The 21,565-nt window shown below is 38.5% G+C and carries 12 protein-coding genes; 1 reads left to right on the forward strand and 11 read right to left on the reverse strand.

Annotation, left to right across the window (positions count from 1 at the left end):
- Positions 1 to 74 precede the first annotated feature (74 nt).
- The 5 genes from ABE099_RS11890 to ABE099_RS11910 all read right to left on the reverse strand — a co-directional run bounded on the left by ABE099_RS11890 (position 75) and on the right by ABE099_RS11910 (position 12,839).
- A complete protein-coding gene (locus ABE099_RS11890; protein WP_430030859.1) occupies positions 75 to 3,479 on the reverse strand; it encodes an InlB B-repeat-containing protein in 3,405 nt (1,134 codons plus the stop codon).
- Positions 3,480 to 3,483: 4 nt separating this feature from the next.
- The gene (locus ABE099_RS11895; RefSeq protein WP_430030862.1) at positions 3,484 to 5,715 is read right to left on the reverse strand and encodes a dockerin type I domain-containing protein; all 2,232 of its coding nucleotides are present in this window, start codon (positions 5,713 to 5,715) and stop codon (positions 3,484 to 3,486) included.
- A gap of 201 nt (positions 5,716 to 5,916) precedes the next feature.
- Positions 5,917 to 8,409, reverse strand: coding sequence for a X2-like carbohydrate binding domain-containing protein (locus tag ABE099_RS11900; protein WP_430030865.1), 2,493 nt, complete (start codon positions 8,407 to 8,409; stop codon positions 5,917 to 5,919).
- Between the two features lie 196 nt (positions 8,410 to 8,605).
- Positions 8,606 to 9,715 carry a response regulator gene (locus tag ABE099_RS11905; protein ID WP_430030868.1) on the reverse strand — a complete coding sequence of 370 codons (1,110 nt, stop codon included), beginning with the start codon at positions 9,713 to 9,715 and terminating at the stop codon, positions 8,606 to 8,608.
- Positions 9,708 to 12,839 carry a hybrid sensor histidine kinase/response regulator gene (locus ABE099_RS11910; protein ID WP_430030871.1) on the reverse strand — a complete coding sequence of 1,044 codons (3,132 nt, stop codon included), beginning with the start codon at positions 12,837 to 12,839 and terminating at the stop codon, positions 9,708 to 9,710. The genes ABE099_RS11905 and ABE099_RS11910 overlap by 8 nt, the downstream gene beginning before the upstream one ends.
- A 424-nt stretch (positions 12,840 to 13,263) precedes the next feature.
- Here ABE099_RS11910 and ABE099_RS11915 point away from each other — a divergent pair, with 424 nt between their 5' ends.
- Complete coding sequence (locus tag ABE099_RS11915; protein ID WP_430030874.1) at positions 13,264 to 14,334, forward strand: helix-turn-helix domain-containing protein; 1,071 nt, start codon at positions 13,264 to 13,266, stop codon at positions 14,332 to 14,334.
- Between the two features lie 79 nt (positions 14,335 to 14,413).
- Here ABE099_RS11915 and ABE099_RS11920 read toward each other — a convergent pair whose 3' ends face one another.
- From ABE099_RS11920 to ABE099_RS11945, 6 genes are all read right to left on the reverse strand, one after another.
- Positions 14,414 to 15,466 (reverse strand): linear amide C-N hydrolase, encoded by a 1,053-nt coding sequence (locus ABE099_RS11920; RefSeq protein ID WP_430030877.1) that lies wholly within the window; start codon positions 15,464 to 15,466, stop codon positions 14,414 to 14,416.
- Positions 15,467 to 15,696: 230 nt separating this feature from the next.
- The gene (locus ABE099_RS11925; RefSeq protein WP_430030880.1) at positions 15,697 to 16,596 is read right to left on the reverse strand and encodes an AraC family transcriptional regulator; all 900 of its coding nucleotides are present in this window, start codon (positions 16,594 to 16,596) and stop codon (positions 15,697 to 15,699) included.
- Positions 16,597 to 16,655: 59 nt separating this feature from the next.
- Positions 16,656 to 17,411 carry a thioesterase II family protein gene (locus tag ABE099_RS11930; RefSeq protein WP_430030883.1) on the reverse strand — a complete coding sequence of 252 codons (756 nt, stop codon included), beginning with the start codon at positions 17,409 to 17,411 and terminating at the stop codon, positions 16,656 to 16,658.
- 8 nt (positions 17,412 to 17,419) lie between these two features.
- Entirely contained in the window at positions 17,420 to 18,490 is a 1,071-nt protein-coding gene (locus ABE099_RS11935; RefSeq protein WP_430031097.1) for a DUF3810 domain-containing protein, read from the reverse strand.
- A 129-nt stretch (positions 18,491 to 18,619) separates the two neighbouring features.
- Positions 18,620 to 19,678: a saccharopine dehydrogenase NADP-binding domain-containing protein gene (locus ABE099_RS11940; protein ID WP_430030886.1), complete on the reverse strand. Its 1,059-nt coding sequence runs from the start codon at positions 19,676 to 19,678 to the stop codon at positions 18,620 to 18,622.
- Positions 19,679 to 19,771: 93 nt separating this feature from the next.
- Positions 19,772 to 21,529, reverse strand: coding sequence for an ABC transporter ATP-binding protein (locus ABE099_RS11945; RefSeq protein WP_430030889.1), 1,758 nt, complete (start codon positions 21,527 to 21,529; stop codon positions 19,772 to 19,774).
- Positions 21,530 to 21,565 lie beyond the last annotated feature (36 nt).

Here is a 21,565-nt window from a genome sequence, read left to right on the forward strand (position 1 = left end):
TGTCACTAAGTGTAAATAAAACAAAACCAGCCACTATCAGGAAATAATAGTAGGCTGGTTAATTTGTTATTTATTTAGTTGCTACCATGCTTGTTATCAATCAATTGTGCCTTGACTAAAAACCGCTGTACAATCGCTGCAGTTTCAGCACGTGTAAGCTTCTCTGCTGGTCTTAAGCCCTCTGCTGAACCTTCTACAAGGTTATGCTTCAAGCCTATTGCCATCGCTTGCTTCGCCCATGAAGCAACCTCTGCTTGGTCTGCAAATTTGGATAATAAGGCTTCTACATTTGCTCCATCGGTTTCTAACCCTGCTATTTTTATCGCTCTTGTCAAAATGACCAAGGCTTCTTGTCTAGTAATACTTTGGTTCGGAGCAAATGTGCCATTGTTATAGCCTTCAATCAAGCCATATTCTACAGCCTTCGCAACTGCATCTGCGTACCAATCACTGGCATTGACATCGGTGAACTTAGAGCTATTTCCTGACTCAGATAAGCCTAATGCACGAATCATAATCGCGGCTAACTCAGCTCTTGTAATCGTTGCGTTTGGTTTGAAGTTAGTCTCATCCGTACCTTTAATAATTAATCTGGATCCCATATCGTTTACAGCTTGCTTAGACCAATGTCCCTCTACATCTGCAAACGTTTTTGGATTCCAAATGAGGAAGTAATCACTATTTGTCAAACTATTCACAACTGCATAATACTTACCTTCGCGAGCTGTAATAAAGGTTGGAACATGACGTACACTACCATCTGGATTTATAACCGCTGCCGTTGTCACCTTGCTAGGATCAACTCCAGCAGGAAGTGGAAGCTCACGTTCTACATAACTACTAAATTTCTCTACACTTACTGATTTTCCATTATAGGAAGCTGTCACGCTAAAATTAATCGGAGACGCTACAGCAGTAAAGTTTCCTTTAGTTGCCGCCACATCAGCTTGAACTGATGTAGAATTTTCACTCTCAGCAATATCAACATGAATCACTATATCAGAGAGCTTCACCTGCTGACCCAATTTAGAGGAAACATTGTCAATCGCAATTTCCCCAGCAGGTAGCTTATAGGAGCCACTTGGTGTCTGTACTTCTAAAACAGCTTGCTTGTTTTCCATGCTCTTAACAGCTTCACCTGTTAGCACTACAGATACTTTATTCATATTATCAGTAACAGGAACAATCACACTAGATTTGTCCCCAGATTGCTTAAGCTGATCCGCCAATTTGGAAGGATCTACAGTAGCAGTTAGTACAGACTTGCCATTTTCTTTGGCAATAGAGCCAGTAGCTACTTGTTCTTTAACAACCCCATCAATTATAACCTTGAAGCCAATTGGTTTTTCTCCTGTTGTTGTGCTTGGAGCAGTTGGCGTACCTCCAGAACCAGTTGAACCATTTGAGCTGTTCGAGTTACCTGGGTTACTCGGATTGCTTGGGTTAGTTGGATTGGTTGTACTATTTTTTGTCCACTTCGCATATAGCGTCACGTTAGTTGTAACCTTATCCACTGCAAAGTTCCAAATACTTTCGAACTCTATATCCTTATACCAGCCCGCAAAAGTATATCCTTCCTTCGTTGGTGCTTGCGGTGCATTGATAAGCGTACCACTATCTAAATTGGTAAGGCTTGCAACCTCGCTACCTCCCTGTGAATTGAAGCTTACAGTATGTTGTGTTGATCCTTCGACAACTGCAACCTTACCATTGTAAAAGTAACCTTCCATCCTGTTATTGAATGAATCAAATAACATGTTATTATCAGAAGTCGTATAATCAAATCTCAGAGGTTTATCTCCTAATGTTGCTTCATCCCTTATTTTAAAGCTGATTGTGAACAATTTTTCTTGTTCAAAAATGGGTGTCTCTCCACCATCACTGTCCGCCCACGCGACTCTAATCCAACCACTATTATTATTATAATTTGAAGAAAATTCGTCTCCTGCATTACTTGTAACCTTTGTGACTTCTAAAGAATCAGCATTGTAATCAATTTTAAATTGATACGCCCCTATACCAAGGTTACTATGCATCACAGTCACTGGCACCTCTACTGTAGATCCAGGTGTACCATTTACATTATTAAAATAAATGCGTGCAAAATTCATCTCCCACTTCGCATACAAAGTCATATCAGATGTTACTGTGTCTGTTGAGAAATTCCAGCTCTCTGTACCTGCTTTATCTTTGTACCAGCCTAAAAAGGTATATAATTCCTTTGTTGGTGCTGGTGGTGCAGTAATCTTTGTACTACTCTCCACATTCGTTAGGTTTGAAACCTCAGTTCCTCCTTGTGAATCAAAGCTTACGGTGTGTTTCTGTGCCGCTTCAATAACCGTAACCGTACCCAAGTCCAAAAATCCTTGAATAATATTATTTTGTGAGTCTATCAACGTGCCATCCTCAGGATCAAGCGAATCAAAGACAAGATGCTGATCTCCTAATTCTGCTTGTTCCTTAATTTTGACGCTAATCGTAAATAATTTTTGTCCTGCTACAATAGGCGTGTCCCCACTATTTCTATCTTTCCATGAAGCTACAATGGAGCCATTTTCATTGTTAAAATTTGAAGAAAAATTATCACCCGCATTACCTGTAATCTTTGTAACTTCCAAAGCCTCAACATTATAAACAATGCGTAACTGATAACTCGCTATCCCCTTGTTAGATTCAGTTACTGTAACTGGCACCTCTACTGTAGATCCAGGTGTACCACTTACTTTACCTATTTTGATACGTGCTACGATGCCTTCCCACTTCGCATACAAAGTCACATCAGACGTTACAGTATCTGTGTCAAAGTTCCATACCTGTGTTCCAGCTTCATCTTTGTACCAACCAACAAAGGAATATCCCCCCAACCTTGGTGCTGAAGGCGGATTGACCGTTGAGCCACTCACGACATTGGTTAAGCTTTCTACAGAACTGCCACCCTGTGAGTTAAATGTTACTGTATGTCCTATGTTTTTCGGCTTTATTGTAATTCCGCCAATATCCATAGTGGTTTGGCCATTAGTGCTACCTTCAATCAGGGCTTTTCCAGGGACTTTAAATTGGACGGTCCCCGGTTGTGCAGACTCCTTAATTTTAAAATGAAGCGTAAGCACCTTTGTATTATTTTCAGAAATATATACTGGATTTGCCCTAACATCAATTAAGCCAGCTTGAGGAAAATAACTTTCAAATCCTCCCTCCGAAACGGTCCCTAGTTCATCTGTGATTTTATTTTCGTTAACTAGCTCCAATGAGTTGGAATCATATTCAATTAATAATACATAACTGTTGATTAAATTCTCTGGTGTCATATATACAGGTATATCCACCAAATCGCCAGGATGCCCTTCACCACTACCTATTTGCAATGAATTTGAAATTGGATCCTCATCAATACTCGCATAACCAACATTTCCTAAACTCATAAATATCATAACGACTAACATGATCGAAATCGATTTACTCCATTTGTTCCAATTCATCTTATCAGCCCTTTCCCACAGAGATAGCAAGTATTATTTTAATGTCCTCTTCGTCCCATTTCCCATCGCCATTCATATCAAGTGCCTGCAATTGCTGTGGCGTCAGTGTAATCTTACCTTTAATATACTTAGTTAATAAAAGCGCATCAGATGCAGTCACCTTGCCATCACCATCCGCATCACCTAGCACCAATTGAGTGTAATAGGCGGTATAGGTCACATCTGCGGTAACTGTTGAAGTAGCGACTTGGTGCGAAGTAAGCTTCGTTACGCCTCCATCACTACTCCAGCCTGCAAAGTGGTAACCATTGATAGGTGTAACCGTTGGGACCGCGACTGGATGTCCCCCCACCTCTACCTGCTCGCTGATTCCACTTAAAGTGCCATGATCTCCTGGCAGATAGTTCACTGTCACACTTGGCGGTCTTAATGATGTTCGCAATATAACGCCGCCGAGGCCCACAGCAATAATTTCATTTCCATTAGAAGTAATAGCAGTTAACCGAGTATTTATAATACTTTGATTTTTACTCCAATTAATCCCATCGGTGGATGTCAGGAAAACACCAGCTTCACCAACAGCCATAAACACACTCCCATCAAATTGAACATTATATAATGGAGTAGTAACTGTGCTGTCACGTTTTGTCCAAGTTTGTCCGTCCTCAGAGGTGAATATCTCCCCTGCTGATCCCACCCCTACAAATAATCCATTACCATAAGTTAACTTGCTCACACCTGATGAATTGTTAGAAGTGACAATTGTATGTTTGCTCCATGTGATTCCATCTGATGAGGTTAATATAACACCACCAGCAGTCACAACATATATACCGTCACCATATGCAAAACTAAATTGCATATAATTCGACCCAGTTGAGCCAGTACCCCAACTTTGCCCGTCTGAAGAGGTTAAAATTTTCCCGTCCATCATCAAAATGGTATATTGTTGATTACTAATTCCAACATCTACAGGCGATCCATCAATAATTTGTTCATCCCACGATACCCCATCCGAAGACGTCATAATTAAACCTTTTATACCGCTATTTTCCTGCCTACTCCCAATGGCTATAAATTTTCCCTTATAATAATTAATGCTACCAAGAGCATCTATTCTAAATGGAATTAAAGTTTGTTTTCGATTAATCCAATTCTCCCCATCAGTAGAGGTCAAAATTACTGCCTGTCTTTTTTCCCTCGTCCAATCCTCTGACCCTACAGCAACATACATGCCATTGCCATAAGCAATCCCCCAAAGGTTAGCCCCTGTAACCTTTAAATTATGGGTCCATAAAACTCCATTATTCGAAGTCAGGATTAGACCAGTGTATCCAACCACAACAGTAAGCCCATTATGGGAAACAACTCCCTTAAGTTCCTTTTGTGTGCCTGTTTCTTGAACTGTCCAGTTGGTTCCGTCCATAGAAGTTAAAAGGGTTCCCCAGCTACCTACCGCCACATAGATGTGATTGACATTGTCATACGTTACATTGTTTAAGGTATTTGATGTATTGCTTATCACGCTGTTCCAGTTTGTTCCATCGGTTGAGGTCATAATTAAACCATCTTTACCAACAGCTACATACTTGTCATCGCCATAAGTTATTCCGTTGAACGTGTATGTACTATTCAACGAGACTAGGTTCCAACTCTCTCCATCCACAGATTGCATAACGTTGCTACCATTTCCTACAGCTACAAACATATTTTTTCCATAAGTAACGCTACTGCGAGAATAGTCCAAACCTGGGGATGCCTGTTGGTTCCAGGTCACGCCATCGGTAGAGGTTACGACCTTCCTACTCCCTATTCCTACAAACTTTCCATTAGCATAGACAAGACTTTCTATATAAGGACTGATCATTCCATTACCAAATGGAGACTCAACCTTCCATTCCGTTTCTCCATCCTCTAGGGTCAAAACGATACCACTGCCTATTGCAACAAACCTGCCGTTACCATAGCTGACACTGTATAGTATGGAATTCAAATGTTGTGGGTAACTAACTTCACTCCATTGCTTTCCATCCTTAGAAACAACAATTCCCATTCTATCTCCCACAGCCACGAATTGGCCATTTCCATAGGCTACACTTGCCATTGAACCAGCCGTAGGATTTGGACTTACCTTCTTCCATTCACTAGCATCAGCCTTCCCAAAATTTGGCGTGAATAATGTCGTGAATAACAAAACCACCATTACAAACGACAAACCACGTTTGAGAACCCCCATGTTCTTCCTCCCCTATGAATACATCATATTACTTACTAATTTACTGGTAGCCTAACACAACAATTCTCAACATTTTCACAACAATCACCCCAAAAAAAGACAAAAATGGCCTTCAGAACAATGTCTGAAGACCGGTCACAGGTAATAGCTCAATAAATCAAATGTTTGAACCACTATGAATTTTTAGATCCAGCTATTAGGTCAGCCTTTGCCCACAGAGATAGCCAGTATAATTTTAATATCTTCTTCATCCCATTTTCCATCGCCATTCATATCAAGTGCATGCAATTGCTCTGGTGTTAGCGTTTTTTTATTTTTAATGAAGCGAGCCAATAATAGGGCATCATTAGCAGTCACCTTACCATCGCCATCCGCATCACCCATCACAAATTGCGTGTAATAGGCGGTGTAAGTTACGTCCGTAGTGACTGTAGAAGCACCAACTTGGTGCGAAGTAAGCTTCGTAACGCCACCATCACTACTCCAGCCTGCAAAATGGTATCCATGCATAGGGGTAACTGTTGGGACCACGATTGGATGTCCCCCTACTTCTACCTGCTCGCTTGTGCCATCCAAAGTGCCATGATCTCCAGGTAAATAGCTTACTGTCACACTTGGCGGTCTTGTATCACTGATAATAATTACGAATTTTAGTGGTGCGCCTTTACTAAAGGCAAAGGATAACTCCAACGTTCCTGCCATTTGCTTCTTCAAGTAATCCTTGCTAAAGGTCACAATGCCATTGAGGAATGTATAGTCGGTTCCTTGCACTAGCATATTGTTCCCATCGGAAACCCCCATCAGCTCGTTGCTCTTTAAATCTACCGTTGTGACTACATCCTTGTAATCTACTGAATTACTATTTTTATCAAAAGAGGATGTTGTAGGGTTTATTGTGATATTAGTGTTCAAAGATCGTAAAATAATGCCTTCTTGACCAACAGCAACGACTTCATTTCCACTTGATGCAATATCCCTAAGGGTAGAGCTCACAGGACTTTCCTGTTTACTCCAAGTGATCCCATCCTTAGATGTAACAATAACTCCAGCATCACCCACTGCCTTAAACCCTTGCTCATCATATTTAACTTTATCTAATTTTGTATTAACAGTGCTATTGCGGCTAGTCCAGGTTTGCCCATCCTCCGAAGTAAAGATCGCTCCTCCCATGCCTACTCCAACAAATATTCCATTACCATAAGTAACCTTATACAGATCTGTTGAGACAGTTTGCTTATTCCATGTAACCCCATTTACAGAGGTTAATATACTACCACTAGTTGATATAACATATAGACCATTACCATAAGTGACACTATTGAGCATTTGAGTCACTCCACTTGAATGAATACTCCAGCTTTGTCCATCTAGAGAGGTTAGTACCTTTCCACTAGTAGTAACAATGACATATTGAGAATTGCCATATACAATATCCAAAATTGCTTCATCAATGATTTGCTCCGACCAGGATAGCCCATCTGCCGAGGTCAAAATAACACCATTGGATCTATAGTCAAATCCTTGCCGATCGGCTAAAATTATAAATTTATTATTAATAAATCGAATACTTTTTACAAAGTCACTTTTATTAGTAAGTGAATTTTGATTAACCCAGATTTCACCATCAAGAGAAGACAAAATTGCACCTTCTATCTTCCCACTTCCTGAAGAATCATACCCTACAGCAACATACATCCCATGACCATAATCTATTCCTAAAAGACTTGCTGCTGTTCCCTTTAATTGATCTCTCCACAATAAGCCATCATTAGAGGTCAAGATTGCACCATTATAACCTACAGCAACAAGGGATCCATTTCCAGCTCCAATGCCGTTAAGGTCTTTTGTAGTCACCGTCCCCTGTACTTCCCAATTTGTACCATTTTCTGAGGTGACGATTGTTCCCCCACCACCTACCGCCACGTATAAATTATTGACAGCATCATAGGTTACTTTATTTAAAGTCGCGGTGGTATTACTTATTACTTTGTTCCAGTTATCGCCGTCCGTAGAGGTCATAATTAATCCACTTTGACCCACAGCTACATATTCGTTGTTACCGTAGGTAACACCATTAAACATAGCATTGCTATCAATCGTTTTAGTACTCCATGTGTTCCCATCTACTGATTGAATAACAAACCCTCTGTTACCTATTCCTACAAACTTCCCACCACCATAAGTTACACTAATATGAAAGTTATCAGAAGAACCTACTGTCTTCCCTGTCCAGGTTATACCATCCGTTGAGGTTAATGCTTGACCATTGGCCCCCACCGCTACAAAGCTTCCGTTGCCATAGACTACGCTACGCAGGTTAGCGGCTGTAATATTTTGAGTTTGAAGTTTCCACTTACTTGAACCATCTTCCAAGGTTAAAACTACCCCGTTTGCTCCAACAACAACAAATCTACCATTACCGTAGCTCACACCCATCAACCTAAACATATTGTTTATTGGAACACTTGATGTGTTCCACTTATTTCCGTCCGCAGAAGTAAGAATTCCCATATTATAACCCACAGCCACAAATTGACCGTTGCCATAGGCCACGCCCTCGATCGTACTCGCTGTAGGGAATGGACTCACCTGCTCCCACTCACCAGAATCGGCTTGTGCGAAATTTGGCGTTACTAATGTCGTTAATAAAAGAACCGCCAATAAAAATGATAAACCACGTTTAATAGCCCCCATTTTCTTCCTCCCCTTGAATCAAATCATAAAAATTCACTTGTCTGCTTTCAACAGGATCAACCTAACACGACAGTTCTCAACATTTTCACAACAATTGTCTAAAAAAAGACAAAAGCAGCCTGCAGAACAATGTCTGAAGACCGCTTCAATAATAACTTGACCTTATGTGATCTATAACTTATTTGGTTAACAAGGCTTAACCTTCTTTTAAACGCATTTGCTCCTGTATAAGTTGTAATTGACGTACACCTGCCTGATCCCCTACCTCATTCAAAGCATCAGCTAGTAGATCGTAATACTCCCATTGCATTGGTTCCAATTCGATGAGCTTTTTGAGTAACTGTATTTTAATTTCCTTTGTTGCTTGATCTAACGATAAGGTCATCTTGGAGATCATCACTGCCCGCAGTTCTACTCGATACGAATTTGCCCAATCATAATATTCCATATCAAAATAATCACCGCTATAAAGCTGAAAGATATTCTTAATCGCTCCCCCTGCTTGCATAAATTTTAACCCTTCTTGTAATTCATCCAAATCACTTCGCACAGCAGATGGATCAATCCAATACTTATCATCTCCATATTTAACAAAGCCATCATAACCTTCTAATTTGAACATACTCCGTAAATAATAGAGTGAGGTGTGAAGTAGCTTATGACCACGATCCGCAGTATCATTTGGCCATAAATGCTCTAAAATGACATATTTATATACTGGCTGTCCACGATGATGCCAAAGAAACGCAAATAATTCCTTCGTTTTTTTCGTACGCCATGTCATTAGTTGGCCACCCGGCGTATATAACTCCATGCTTCCAAGTACTTTAAGCTGTAATATCTTTTTATTTACACCTACATTCCCTGAAACCGTCGATAAAGTCGTGGCGGTTAACTCATTTCCCCCATCTTCCCTAATATTATCTAACCGTCTGACCTGTCTATGTTGTAAATTATCATAACGAAGCAACAATTTAACCAACTTATCCTTTACGACCGGCTTCAGTAAATACCCTATCGCATCCGTATCATAAGCATCAATCGCATATTGATCATGAGCGGTTACGAACACAATTTTTGCATCTGGACAGTGAATAGTAAGTTCCACTGCCGCATCTAGTCCATTTAATCCTGGCATTTCGATATCTAAAAATATTAGATCCGGCTTGAGATTTCCACATTGCGCCAGCGCTTCAGCAACAAGTTGATATCTACCTACTACTTCTACGCCCCCGACCTCATCCAACATAATATTCATGACATCAAGCGCAATTTCTTCATCATCTATTAAAATCGCTCTATGCATGTCGCGCCTCCGTCAAATATATCGTTATTTTAGTTCCTTTATTAGGTTGGCTAACAATTTCTAGGCTTCTTCCATACCTCATTTGTAGACGACGATTCACATTATGAATGCCAACTCCACTAGGCTTACCCATCATTAGCAGCTTAAGCTTTTCTTCGTCCATCCCGGCACCATCATCCTCAACTACAATCTCTACGCCCCAGTCACGCTTAGAAATAATTATGTCTACCGTGCCCCCTTCTGGCTTTTGTCCAATGCCATGACGCACTGCATTTTCGACTATCGGCTGTAAAATAAGTGGTGGCAGTAAAATATGTGCGTCTTCGCCGATCGTATACCGAACAGTTAACCGTTGCCCAAAACGAAGCTGCTCGATCGCAAGGTACGCACGAACCAGCTCTAGTTCTCTTTCTAACGGTACTTCGTCTCCATGGAAGACAAATGTAAACTTCGCACGAAGATAGGTCGTCAAATGATGTATCGTTTCTCTCAGCTTATCTATGTTTTTGTAACTAAGCCCTACCAAAGCATTTAAACTATTATATAGGAAATGTGGAGGAATTTGTGCCTGTAAAAAATCCATCTCCCGTCGAATCGCTCGCTCTGAGGAGCTTTTCATCGCCAGTAGCGATTGCACGCGTGCACGTAGCTCCGCCAATTCAAATGGCTTTTGTAAAATATCGTTGGCTCCTGCTGAAAAGGCAGCAATCGTATCGCGAGTTTGTCCTGAAGCAGTCAGCATAAGCACTGGAAGCTCTGCTAAATCATACAGCGTACGAATCTCCCGACATATATCAAGACCTGACACACCAGGCATCATTAAATCTAGTAATACAAGATCAGGTTTCATCTCACGAAGTGCTTCTAATGCCTCCATTCCTCCACCTGCAGTTGTATAGGTATGACCTAGAGAATCGATAGCATCCATAGCAACCTTAAGGTTGGAGGGCTCATCATCGACAATTAAAATATGGAACATTTCCCCATGGTTTAGGGGCATATGCGGTGCACTCAAGATTGATGGTGAATGACCATCCTGATGTAAGGACTGGTGCCCTGCCCATTTTCCGTACTCCTTATTCCGCCCCGTATAAGACGGTTTAAGTTGATCACCTTCAGATTTTTCTACAGTAACTGCCGCTTCTTGTATACTATCCGTGTTATCTATACTATCTATTAAAACAGGTAAAGTGAAAGTGAAGCGTGTACCAACACCTACCTCCGATTCTACTTGTAAATGCCCTCCCTGTAGCTCCACTAATTGCTTAGAAATGCTTAGTCCAAGACCAATTCCATCACGGGAATGAAAGCCCTCCTCATCATGCTGGAAAAAGGGATGGAATAAATTCTCCATGGCTTCACTCGGGATCCCCTTACCAGTGTCATGAACTGAAATGTATAACAAATCCCCATGTCGTTCCGCTGAGATCGATACGCTACCTTGGTCGGTGTATTTAAGTCCGTTTTCGAGCAGATTGTACAAAATCTGCCGAAGCCGATTTTCATCAGCTAGGATAAGCGGAAGTTTCGAAGGTAGTGCATTTACAAGTCGTACATTACTATTAAATGGTGCAATCGATAATATCTCCATCACAAAGCGCGTCGAGACAAATAAATCAACTGGCATTAAATGCATATTTAGCTGACCATAACGAATTCGATTCATATCTAAAATGTCATTAACTAACCCTGATAATCGCCGTCCAATAAGATGTAGCAATCTAATATTTTCACGGTGCTCCGATCCGAGTGGTGTCTCTTTATTTTCAAGCAACGATTCGGATAGGTTAATGATTCCATGCAAAGGTGTACGTAGCTCATGTGACGTTTTTGCCAAAAATTCATCCTTTTGCCGATCTCTCACAAGTAACTGCTGAGCTAAACGTTCACTTTTTAGAAAGGAACCTTGCATCTGATCCGTCATTAAAAACGATTGTGACAGCACAACCAACACTAACGTAATCGTAAGATAGTATGGACTATCTATCGCTAATTGGTACCGAGCCTGAGCGACAATCCAAGTAATTGTCAGGAAAAATACACCAAGCAAAATATAATAAACCTTTACCCCCTGTTGACGATTTCGGATAATAATTAAAAAAATAAAACAAAAGCCAATAATTTGTAACACGGCACCAAACCAAAATAATGTTATTAAATAATCATTGGGAACTACAATCAATGAAGCCAGATACACATAGGAAGACCAAATAAATGTTTTAAAATAAATTCCACTTTGGTCGTTTAAATAAAGCCTTACATAGTGAATAAAGAAAAACATAGTGAAGTAAGGCAAAATAAATAATAGCTTCTGTAGCAAAAGAAAGGACATCGAAGGAAATAGATTTGCCGCAATGATTTCATTATCAATACTAAAAAAAAGGCCCAACGAACAACAAAACAAACTAAAATAAATAAGATAGGGCTCACGCCGCCATTGCCGAAACATCCCCGCAAAAAAAATACCAAAGGCAAGCAAGGTCGTAATTACGATCATATCGGCAATACGTGCATTGTCCCGCCGATTCATTACATCCGTTGTCAGTCCAAACTCCGGTGCCTGTACAATGCCACCTTCCACATAACGAAAGCTTGCAACCTGAACGATGATTTCCACCGTCTTAGCTTTCGTATCAAGCCTACCTAAAAAGGGAACATTGCTAGGTATAAAATCTTGAGAGGATAACGCAGGATGCCCCGTACCCCCAAGCTCTTCCCCGCCCATGTAGATTCGACTAGACAACCTGATTTTTTTAATTCTAAGACTATAATCACCTAAGTCACTCACAAGCAAGCGCAAACGATATGTCCCCACACCATGTCCATCATCTGATACCTTGTCATCCCACCGTTCTGGAACCTGAAGCAAAAGACGTTCTGCTTGTAGTTCGTCTCTATGGTCAGCAAAGTCTTGAGGGGTTAACAATTTCCCTTTATAAAACTCCCATTCCCCTCGAAGCGGAATAATCCCTTTATCAGAGAACTTCCACTCCCTTGCATCTAGCACACCTTCTCTTGCCTCAGGATAATTTCCAGTAGAGTGTAGCCACTCATATATAAAAACAGAGCTTGCCACCGTAAAAACTAGCAACATCCCAATCAAAACTGACAATTGCCTTTTCATAAGTATGTAGTCCTTCCTGTCATAAGGCATGGAAATAAACTAGTTAAAAAATGCAAAACAAGAAATAATTAAACTAGTTAGAATATGATAGCATCTTTTTTCATAAAAAGGATAGGTCAATTTAACATTAATTATTATTGAATTATTGAATTGTCTAAACTAATTTGAGCTCTAATCTGAAACGCTATGTTCTTGATATGTATTTTGGGGACGATACAGGCTAAATCTGTAATAATAATCTGTAATAATCAATATTTTATCATGCAATTTTAAACTGCTGTTGATTCATTGGGAGGACAAAAACTTTCCTACTGGTTAAATTTTTATGTTCAAAAGTTAATCATGCGTCCATTGTGTACACGGGGTGGAATGGTATGATTAAGTTAAACAAAAGGCCTTTTGTAAATCCATTCAGAGGTGCATGATGAACCTAAAAATAGCAGAGGTAATTATAAAATATCGTAAAGAAAAGGGGCTTACGCAAGAGCAACTGGCTAAGGCAGTAGGTGTCTCCACACCCGCCGTGAGTAAATGGGAAAGTGGGAACACTTATCCAGATATCATGCTTTTAGCACCCATTGCACGCTTGCTTGGCATCACAACCGACAAGCTGCTATCTTATCAAGAGGATTTGAGTGATGCTGAAGTTTTAGAGTATGCGAAGCAGATGGAGGAATTATTTGATACAAAAGGGGTTGAATCCGGTTATCGTAAGTGCGAAGAGCTAATTCACCAGTATCCAAATAGCAATGATCTAAAATACCATTTTGCACTGCTCTATCAGCGTGAGTTAGCTTTATCTAGGTTCGTTGACGAAGAACAAAGAGTAAAAGTGACAAACCGGATTACAGAAATTTACGAACAAGTCTTAGCTAGCAAAGACCCGAAACTGACCTCAGCCGTTACAGTTAACCTTGCCAGCCTTTACATGACAACAGACCAATGTGACAGAGCAGAAAAACTTCTCGATAGCCTTCCAAAAACAAATGTCGATGCCGATGCTCTATATCCAATGCTGTATATGATTCAAGGTAGAGTGGATGAAGCAGAAAAACTTCAGGAAAACAAGCTGTTTCGTTCTGTTCATCAATCACTAGCCACACTTGGTATACTGAGTACCATTTCAGAACGTAAAAACGATTTCACCCGTGCACTACATATAGCAGATTTGAGTGACCAGATGATTAAACTTTTTGATTTACGAGGTGCCATAGGGCTTGATCAGAAAATCAGGCTACTTTCAGAACAGGGAAAAATCGAGGAAGCTCTGAATTCATTTGAAATTTATGTTGATAAAATAATGTCATTAAGCTTCGATTATTCCAATCATCCGCTATTTTGTAAAATTGACTTAAGTACTGAAAAACAACAATACGAACAAATTAAACATTTAATGGTAGACACGCTTGGAAAGGATAAAAACTATGCTGTACTACAAAATGAGGAACGTTTCCTCAGGGCGCTAGAAAAACTAAAAAGGAGCATAGAAAAGTAGTTAATGGGTAATGAATCTATCAATCAGTACCACCCGTCTAACGGGTGGTTTGCATTAGGGACTAGGGCTAATCACATTACTACTGAAATTTATCTGGGTGCATAGCTAACTTAAGTTGTTCCTCAATAGGAAAAATATCACTAATTGGCTTATAGCTTAAATCAATAATTTTCTTATTTTCGTTAGTCGTATACGGAACAAACGCTGAATTGATTAAAGCTTCTAACTGATTATCTATTCGCAAGCATAAGGTTGGCTCCGTTTTTGCAAAGTTAAGGGAATTCAAATCGATCGTACGAATTTTGTTGTTATGATAGTCTTTATAGTGAATGCTCATTTTTCCCAAATCAAATACAATACTCCAATAAGTTATTGTAGGCGGTGTCTTTTCACCAATCCAATCCCAAGTGCTATCGGGTGATGGGCTTACTGATAACTCTTTTAACACATAAAAAGCTTCATCCATTGGAATGGGGACTTCCGTCAACATTGAATTGATACGTTCAACATGGCGATAGGCAAGTGTGAATCGATCATGAGAAGTCACTCGTTTAGATAGCTCAGATATAGGTATTTCCATGAATTTTTTGGCATATCGCTTGGAAGATTTAAAGCTAGAATTAGATAGTACAAAATACTTCTCATCATGAATAATTTGTGCTACGCCATCTATAAACTCAATGAGAACCGCATTCCCTTGTGTATCAGCAACGGTATAATGTAGCACATACATGACTTTTTCTAACCTTAAATCATCAAGATGATAGATGACCTCATCCACCGTTGCATATTGGTCTAGCTGATATTGTATCCATTGCAGCTCGTTTAACGACATTCTATCATCTTCCCACGGAAATTCACCTTCATCATGATACATCATGGCAACAACTAGTCCCTTCTCGTTCATTCCGCTCATAGGTAACTCGCGGCCAAACTGAGTGAAGGTCACACTTCCATAATTCGCTGTCCAGTATATACCTTTTCCGTCTTCATATGATGATTTAAAGGATTTAAATGCTTCCTTCTGAACACCTCGTTTACCAACGACCATTAACCCATGACCATAATAAAAATCGTAATTCTGTCCAAGTAACATGGAATGATCATTTTGAAGAATAAATGTCGTACACATCGGAATCTCCCTCCAATAAAAGCTGATTCTAGAAGTAGCCTCAGGAAGAGCTAGTAAGTAATAGTAAAGACTACTACGTAGCTGTCAGTAGCTGTCAGTAGCTGTCAGTACCTATAGCTCCGACACTTTGACTTCAACTTATTCATCATCTTATTGGAAATCGCTTACTCAAGTTTGATGATTTTTGCTATATTTTCTGTTAGATACTCTGCTATGTTGTTTTCTAACTTTCACTTTATTGAAAAAGATATTTCCAGAACCGAATCTTCATGATCAGGACCTTTAAAATCAGGGCCATATCTTTCAAGTAATAATTCACTAGTGAGCTCATATTCCGCATAAGGGATACGATAACGATACAAAAACTGATACGTATCAATTATTTTGTTTTGTTCCTTGGTAAACAACTTTCCTTTGTGTGAATAGGTAATAACCTTAGCTTCTTGGATACATTTTGTCGTCATTCCATCTGGAACCTGCGTAACCTCTGTCACCGCTACAGCTATTAGCTCTCTGTATAGAGGTTCCTCTTGATCTCCTTTTGATGGGTCGAGATCATAGCACAGTCGATATATCGTATCATTCACCTTGTGCGGAATTATTTTAGACTCACACAAGAAACCTTGCATTGCTCCAGTTACAGTTAATCCTTCATCATTTGTTGTTATGCGCTCTATACCTATTAACGTTAAGTTGCTAATATATTCAACCTTCTCCTGAGGAACTACTTTTCCGTTAAACGCCTTAATATTCATTCGCAGGGCATCGATATTTATTTTGTTCGTTTTATTTACTCGCCAGTTAGAAGGGTTTAACTTTTTAAATTGAGCAGGAGGATACCCAAATTGCTTCTTAAAATTTCGTGTAAAAACCTCTTGTGAATGAAATCCGTACAAAATTGCAGTCATAAGTACATTATCATTCGTACGGTATAAATGCTCAGCTGCCTCACTGAGTTTTCTTCGTTTTATGTAATCATGAATAGTAATCCCGACGATCGCTTTAAATAGTCGATGAAAATGGAATTTTGACATGTGTGCTTGACTTATAACCTTATCAATATCCACCTCTTGATCGAGATGCTTATCTACATAGTCAACACATTTTTGAATACTTGAGAAATAATCCATAGCAAGTTAATTCCCCCATCTTGTCTAAATATAAGATCACTACGGCATAAACCCCATCCTCATAAGGATGGGGTATTATCAACCATATTACAATAAACATGTTGAGTTTCAGTATCTTTAACAATTGTATTAATAATATCATTAGGAAATTGGTTTAGAAAAAAATGCTCCCCTTTGAACTCATGAAATGTGACATTCCCTTCAGCCACTTCCGCCCACTTTTGAATTTCATTGATATGAATTGAAGAATCATGATCCGCATAAAAAACGCTTATGCCACAGCTAATTTTTTCTGCTTTGGGTTGAAACTTATAATTGTCCAAAATTATAAAATCTGCTCGCAAAATTGGGAGAAAGATATCCATAATCTCTTTTGTATAAAATTCCTCAGTAAGTCCCCCATATTGTTCTACCGTTTGTAAGAAGGCTTCATCACTCATATGTTCAATGTCATCTTTCTCTTCAACAATATGTGGCGCATTTCGGCCAGAAAAAAATAGATGCATTGGTTCCTTAGCTCCCATTTGCTTAAGTTGATAATATATCTCATAAGCCAATAAGGCACCCATACTGTGACCAAATATAATATATTCATCATCGTAATTTAATTGTTCACTTATTCTTTTTGCGATATCTTCACTTGCTTCACCTACAGACTGGTAGCAAGGCTCTGTGAATCGAGTGCCTCTTCCAGCCAATTCACATACACACAATTCATATCGTTCCGGCAGTAGTTTTTTCCATTCAAAATACACATTCACTGACGCTCCAGCGTATGGAAGCGGAAAAACTTTTATTTTATTTATTTTACTCACTCCTATGGTTAACTTGAGCCCTCTATTTCTCGCTGCTCCGCTAGCAACAAATTTACCATCCCACTATAGCTATTTAAACCATCTGTCTGATTATTGGCCTTCAAATAAAAGTCATTTACAACTCTTGAAATACTTGAAATAGCGCCCTCGTACTTGTCTCGATACTGCTCATTTTGTATGATGTCCTGCTGTACCGCCTTGGGCAAACTAGACATTATATTAGACGCCTGATCTGGATTAACTTTCTTTAGTGCAGATATAGAATAATCAAAAGCTAGGAAAAAGCCACTGTAACGTATCATTGGGTTTTCTTGTTGCTTACATGCTAGATAGGCTATAAAGTTTGCCTCATCCTCATGCATAAAGCCACTCTGATGTGCCAATTCATGTGCCATCGTAGCAGGAAGCAAAAAAATTGGTACATTAACATTAATAATAGATTCAAAAGTAAAAGGGACAAAAATACCATGTATTCCCGCATGTGACATTAGTTTCGACATCACTACTGGTTTAGGTGTTGAATATAAAGAATGCTCCAAAACTGGATATTTCTTTGATAACATTTGCATCGACAACACCGCATTTTGTGCATAATAGTCAAAATGATCTGGTACTTGAGCCACAAGATCAGCATCCTCTAACTTTTCCCTTGCCATTTCCATTTCAACAGCAAGTGACTTACATAATTTCACTAACTCATCTTCGCTGTAATTTCCCTCTTGATATTCGGTGTAGGATAAAAAAGAATACCTGTGATAGTTTATTCCACCCAAAACAGTATAGCAAAAATAGATCACACTACAGATTGCAACAATTCCTAGCGTACCACGATAAACTACCATCCTACGCATACCTTTACGTATGGAGACTTTGCGCACATAATAACCGATATAAAATAGAAAAAGTAACACAACTAACACTACAAGCCATTCACTAACCGCAAATTTGACCCAAGAAGGCACAAATCCTACTATTTTTGACAATACAGGATACACAGACCTACTATATTTTTCTGCCCAATCCTGATGGTTTTGTGCGTATTTTGTTAGTATATAAGCCACTACTCCAAGTAAGATCAATGGCAATCTCTTAAATAAAAGCTTTTTTATAATGTACACCTCCTATGTAATCAATATAGGATGTACGCAATGTGACTACAGTAATATATTTAGTAATATTATTTGTAATGTTACTTGTTCATATCATTTCTATATTTCAATCAGCTTTTCCTCGTAAAAATCATGTTTATTAGAAAAGCCATATTGATTCATAAAATCTATAGGAAGTACTTCATGCGCCCAGTAGGTACCATTAGGTCTATTGCTTAAAATAGCTTGTCTTGCCGTTTCAGCAGCCACTGTACCCGTTAACTCCGAGCTTGTTTCCATTTGTAGATTCAATCGGCACCTAACATTTTTTCCATCTTTTACTCCTGTAGCATCAATGACAAACGCGACCCACTCCTCTTTAGGTTTCCCCTCTAAAGAAATATCTAGTTTTTCCATCGCTTCTTCAACCGAAGACTCAAGCTGCATTTGATAAAATTGCATTGCCAAACGGAAAATATAATCATTTGCTGCTATGTTGTACCAGTGAAGTTCCTCTACTGAACTATCTTCTAAAATATCAATGATCTCTTGACTTAAATATGGTTTCTTGTAGACAGGAACATCAATTTCAGGGACAAATTCTTTTTGCATCATATTTATATTTTCAGATTTAACAGCACGATCACTCCAATAAGAGTCTGTTTTCCCAATGACGCTATAACCACTCATTAAAATATCTGAGATAGAGGTTTTTGTGTAATTTTCCGCACCACCAATATAGCAATTAACAGATTTAGTTTCATCTAGCAAATGATTAATTACTCGTCTTAATAGAAGCCCTGTAATTCCAGGACAAAAACCAGCTCCTATGTAATTTACACCGTTAGCTTCAGGCTCTTGCTTTTGCTCTTGACTCAATAATATAGCATTAGAAGCATCAATATATTTTGCCCCTACGTTCATAGCTGCCTGAGCAACTCTATCTTTAATTACAAACTCTGGCCCTGCACAATTAATGACAACAGTACAATCAGCACAAAATGTAATCAAGTTCTCCCAGTCGAAGATATCCAAATAGTGGTATTCGAAATTATTAAGACTCAATAATGCTGTAGGTTGACGTCGCTGCCCACCCTTAACAATGAAGTCTTTACATAAGTTTTTACAAATGACTTCACCGATCATTCCGCCACACCCAACAACTGCGATTCGTTCCATTTGCATGAACACCTCTTTCATTAGATACAAGTATTAATCAGTCTAAAACTTATTTCATATCTACAGTTAAAAATACAATACTAGTTACATCTTCTATACCTTTTCTAATACAAGATCATTATTAGATTTACTCAACATACTTAATGCATAAAATTTTTGTTTTGCTTCCATTAATTCATGATAGGTTCCGTGTTCTTCAATTGTTCCATTACTCAATAAAATAATCTCATCATATCCACTAAGAATTGTTTCATCCAATCTATGTGTAACTGCAATTTTGGTAATACTCTGCATTTCACTTAACATAGACTCAAGTTCACTCGCTGTTTGATTGTCCAATGCTGAAGTTGCCTCATCCATAAGTAATATAGGTGATTTTCTCAAAAGTGCTCTTGCTATAGAAATTCTTTGTTTTTCCCCACCTGAAAAATGAATCCCGTTTTCACCACATAATACATCATATCCACCTCGATCATTAATCAGTTGCTGCAATCTACTCTTCTTTATGACCTGATCAAACTCATCCTTGTCACATTCACGAAACAATTTAATATTTTGTTCAATCGTATCATCAAAAATAAAACAGTCCTGATGAATAAAACTAACATTTTGAAAAATAGATTGATCACTTATTTTCTCAAGTTCAACTCCGTCATACTTAATATTTCCTTCATACCCATCATAAAATCCAGTCATCATCCTTAATAAGGTTGTTTTTCCACTCCCACTTGTTCCTACAAGTGCATAAGACTTTCCACATTCAAATTCAAAATTAATATCATTAAGGATTTTTTTGCCATCTACACTTAAAGACAGCCCATTCAAAGAAATATTGTTACTGAATTTAGGAATATCAATTCTTTGAGTTTGATCTATTTTTGTCTCTCCTATTTTATTGAAATTTAGTAACAAGGCCCGACTGGCTTGCCTTTTGGTGAAACCAGTTATGAGTTTATTAATAGGAATTGTTACACAATTTAGTAATTGAATAAAAGCCATGATCTCGCCTACTGTAATTTCTCCTCTCATCAGTAGCCGAGTTCCTACAATAAATATGACTACAGCAACAAGAAAAGTTGAAATATCCGTAAGAGAATAAATTAGTGAGAGCAGATTTTCGTATACCATTTTTGCTTTTTCCTGCTTGTTTGCCTTTGCCTTTGCTTGTTCAAAAATCTCATTTTCAATATTAAAGCTCTTCACAACTTGATTTCCGGACAATATATCTTTAATAAAAGATACATAACTTTTATTTTGCTCAGCTACTTCCCCTTGTGCTTTTTGCATACGATTATTAAATATACTCGAGATGGTAAGGGGAAATATACAAGTGAGTAATATACTTATTGCAAGAAATGAATTGATGATAAACATCATAAGCACTCCACCTATAAGCATAACTAGCTGAACAAAGATTTCTACGGTTCCTTTTATATAATCATTTTGAATTATAGTTATATCATTAGACAATCGTGATATGTAAGTTCCATTACTCTCATTGTTGAAACTCCTCATATCTAACTTTAAAATTTTTTCAACAAGGGTGTTTTTAAGGTTTAACGTTGCCTTTTTTGTATATAAATTTTTAACCGCATAACCTATATACATACCCAATGCCCCTGCAGGTAATAAAATAACTGAAAAGGTAGTCAATTTAATGATATTCTCAATATCTTTATTAATTGAATAATCAATAAATCTTTGTAGTATAATCGCCAGTGCAATAAACAGAATAGATGTCACAATACCAAGTAAGCAGGACAAAATAAATAAGCCTATATTATTTTTGTAAATGCTTTTTGAAATTTTTCCATTCATATTGTTGAGCCCTCTTCTTGTTTCTAGTTTCATTTATTGCTAGATCATGTGCATTGCACCCTCAAATTT

It is taken from the genome of Paenibacillus turicensis (genome assembly GCF_050461185.1).
Classification (GTDB): Bacteria; Bacillota; Bacilli; order Paenibacillales; family Paenibacillaceae; genus Fontibacillus; species Fontibacillus turicensis_A.

Bases quoted from the DNA above. Each gene is read 5' to 3' on its own strand.
- ABE099_RS11890 (WP_430030859.1), bottom strand. From the start codon at position 3,479: ATGAATTGGAACAAATGGAGTAAATCGATTTCGATCATGTTAGTCGTT.
- ABE099_RS11895 (WP_430030862.1), bottom strand. From the start codon at position 5,715: ATGGGGGTTCTCAAACGTGGTTTGTCGTTTGTAATGGTGGTTTTGTTA.
- ABE099_RS11900 (WP_430030865.1), bottom strand. From the start codon at position 8,409: ATGGGGGCTATTAAACGTGGTTTATCATTTTTATTGGCGGTTCTTTTA.
- ABE099_RS11905 (WP_430030868.1), bottom strand. From the start codon at position 9,715: ATGCATAGAGCGATTTTAATAGATGATGAAGAAATTGCGCTTGATGTC.
- ABE099_RS11910 (WP_430030871.1), bottom strand. From the start codon at position 12,839: ATGAAAAGGCAATTGTCAGTTTTGATTGGGATGTTGCTAGTTTTTACG.
- ABE099_RS11915 (WP_430030874.1), top strand. From the start codon at position 13,264: ATGAACCTAAAAATAGCAGAGGTAATTATAAAATATCGTAAAGAAAAG.
- ABE099_RS11920 (WP_430030877.1), bottom strand. From the start codon at position 15,466: ATGTGTACGACATTTATTCTTCAAAATGATCATTCCATGTTACTTGGA.
- ABE099_RS11925 (WP_430030880.1), bottom strand. From the start codon at position 16,596: ATGGATTATTTCTCAAGTATTCAAAAATGTGTTGACTATGTAGATAAG.
- ABE099_RS11940 (WP_430030886.1), bottom strand. From the start codon at position 19,678: ATGGAACGAATCGCAGTTGTTGGGTGTGGCGGAATGATCGGTGAAGTC.
- ABE099_RS11945 (WP_430030889.1), bottom strand. From the start codon at position 21,529: ATGAAACTAGAAACAAGAAGAGGGCTCAACAATATGAATGGAAAAATT.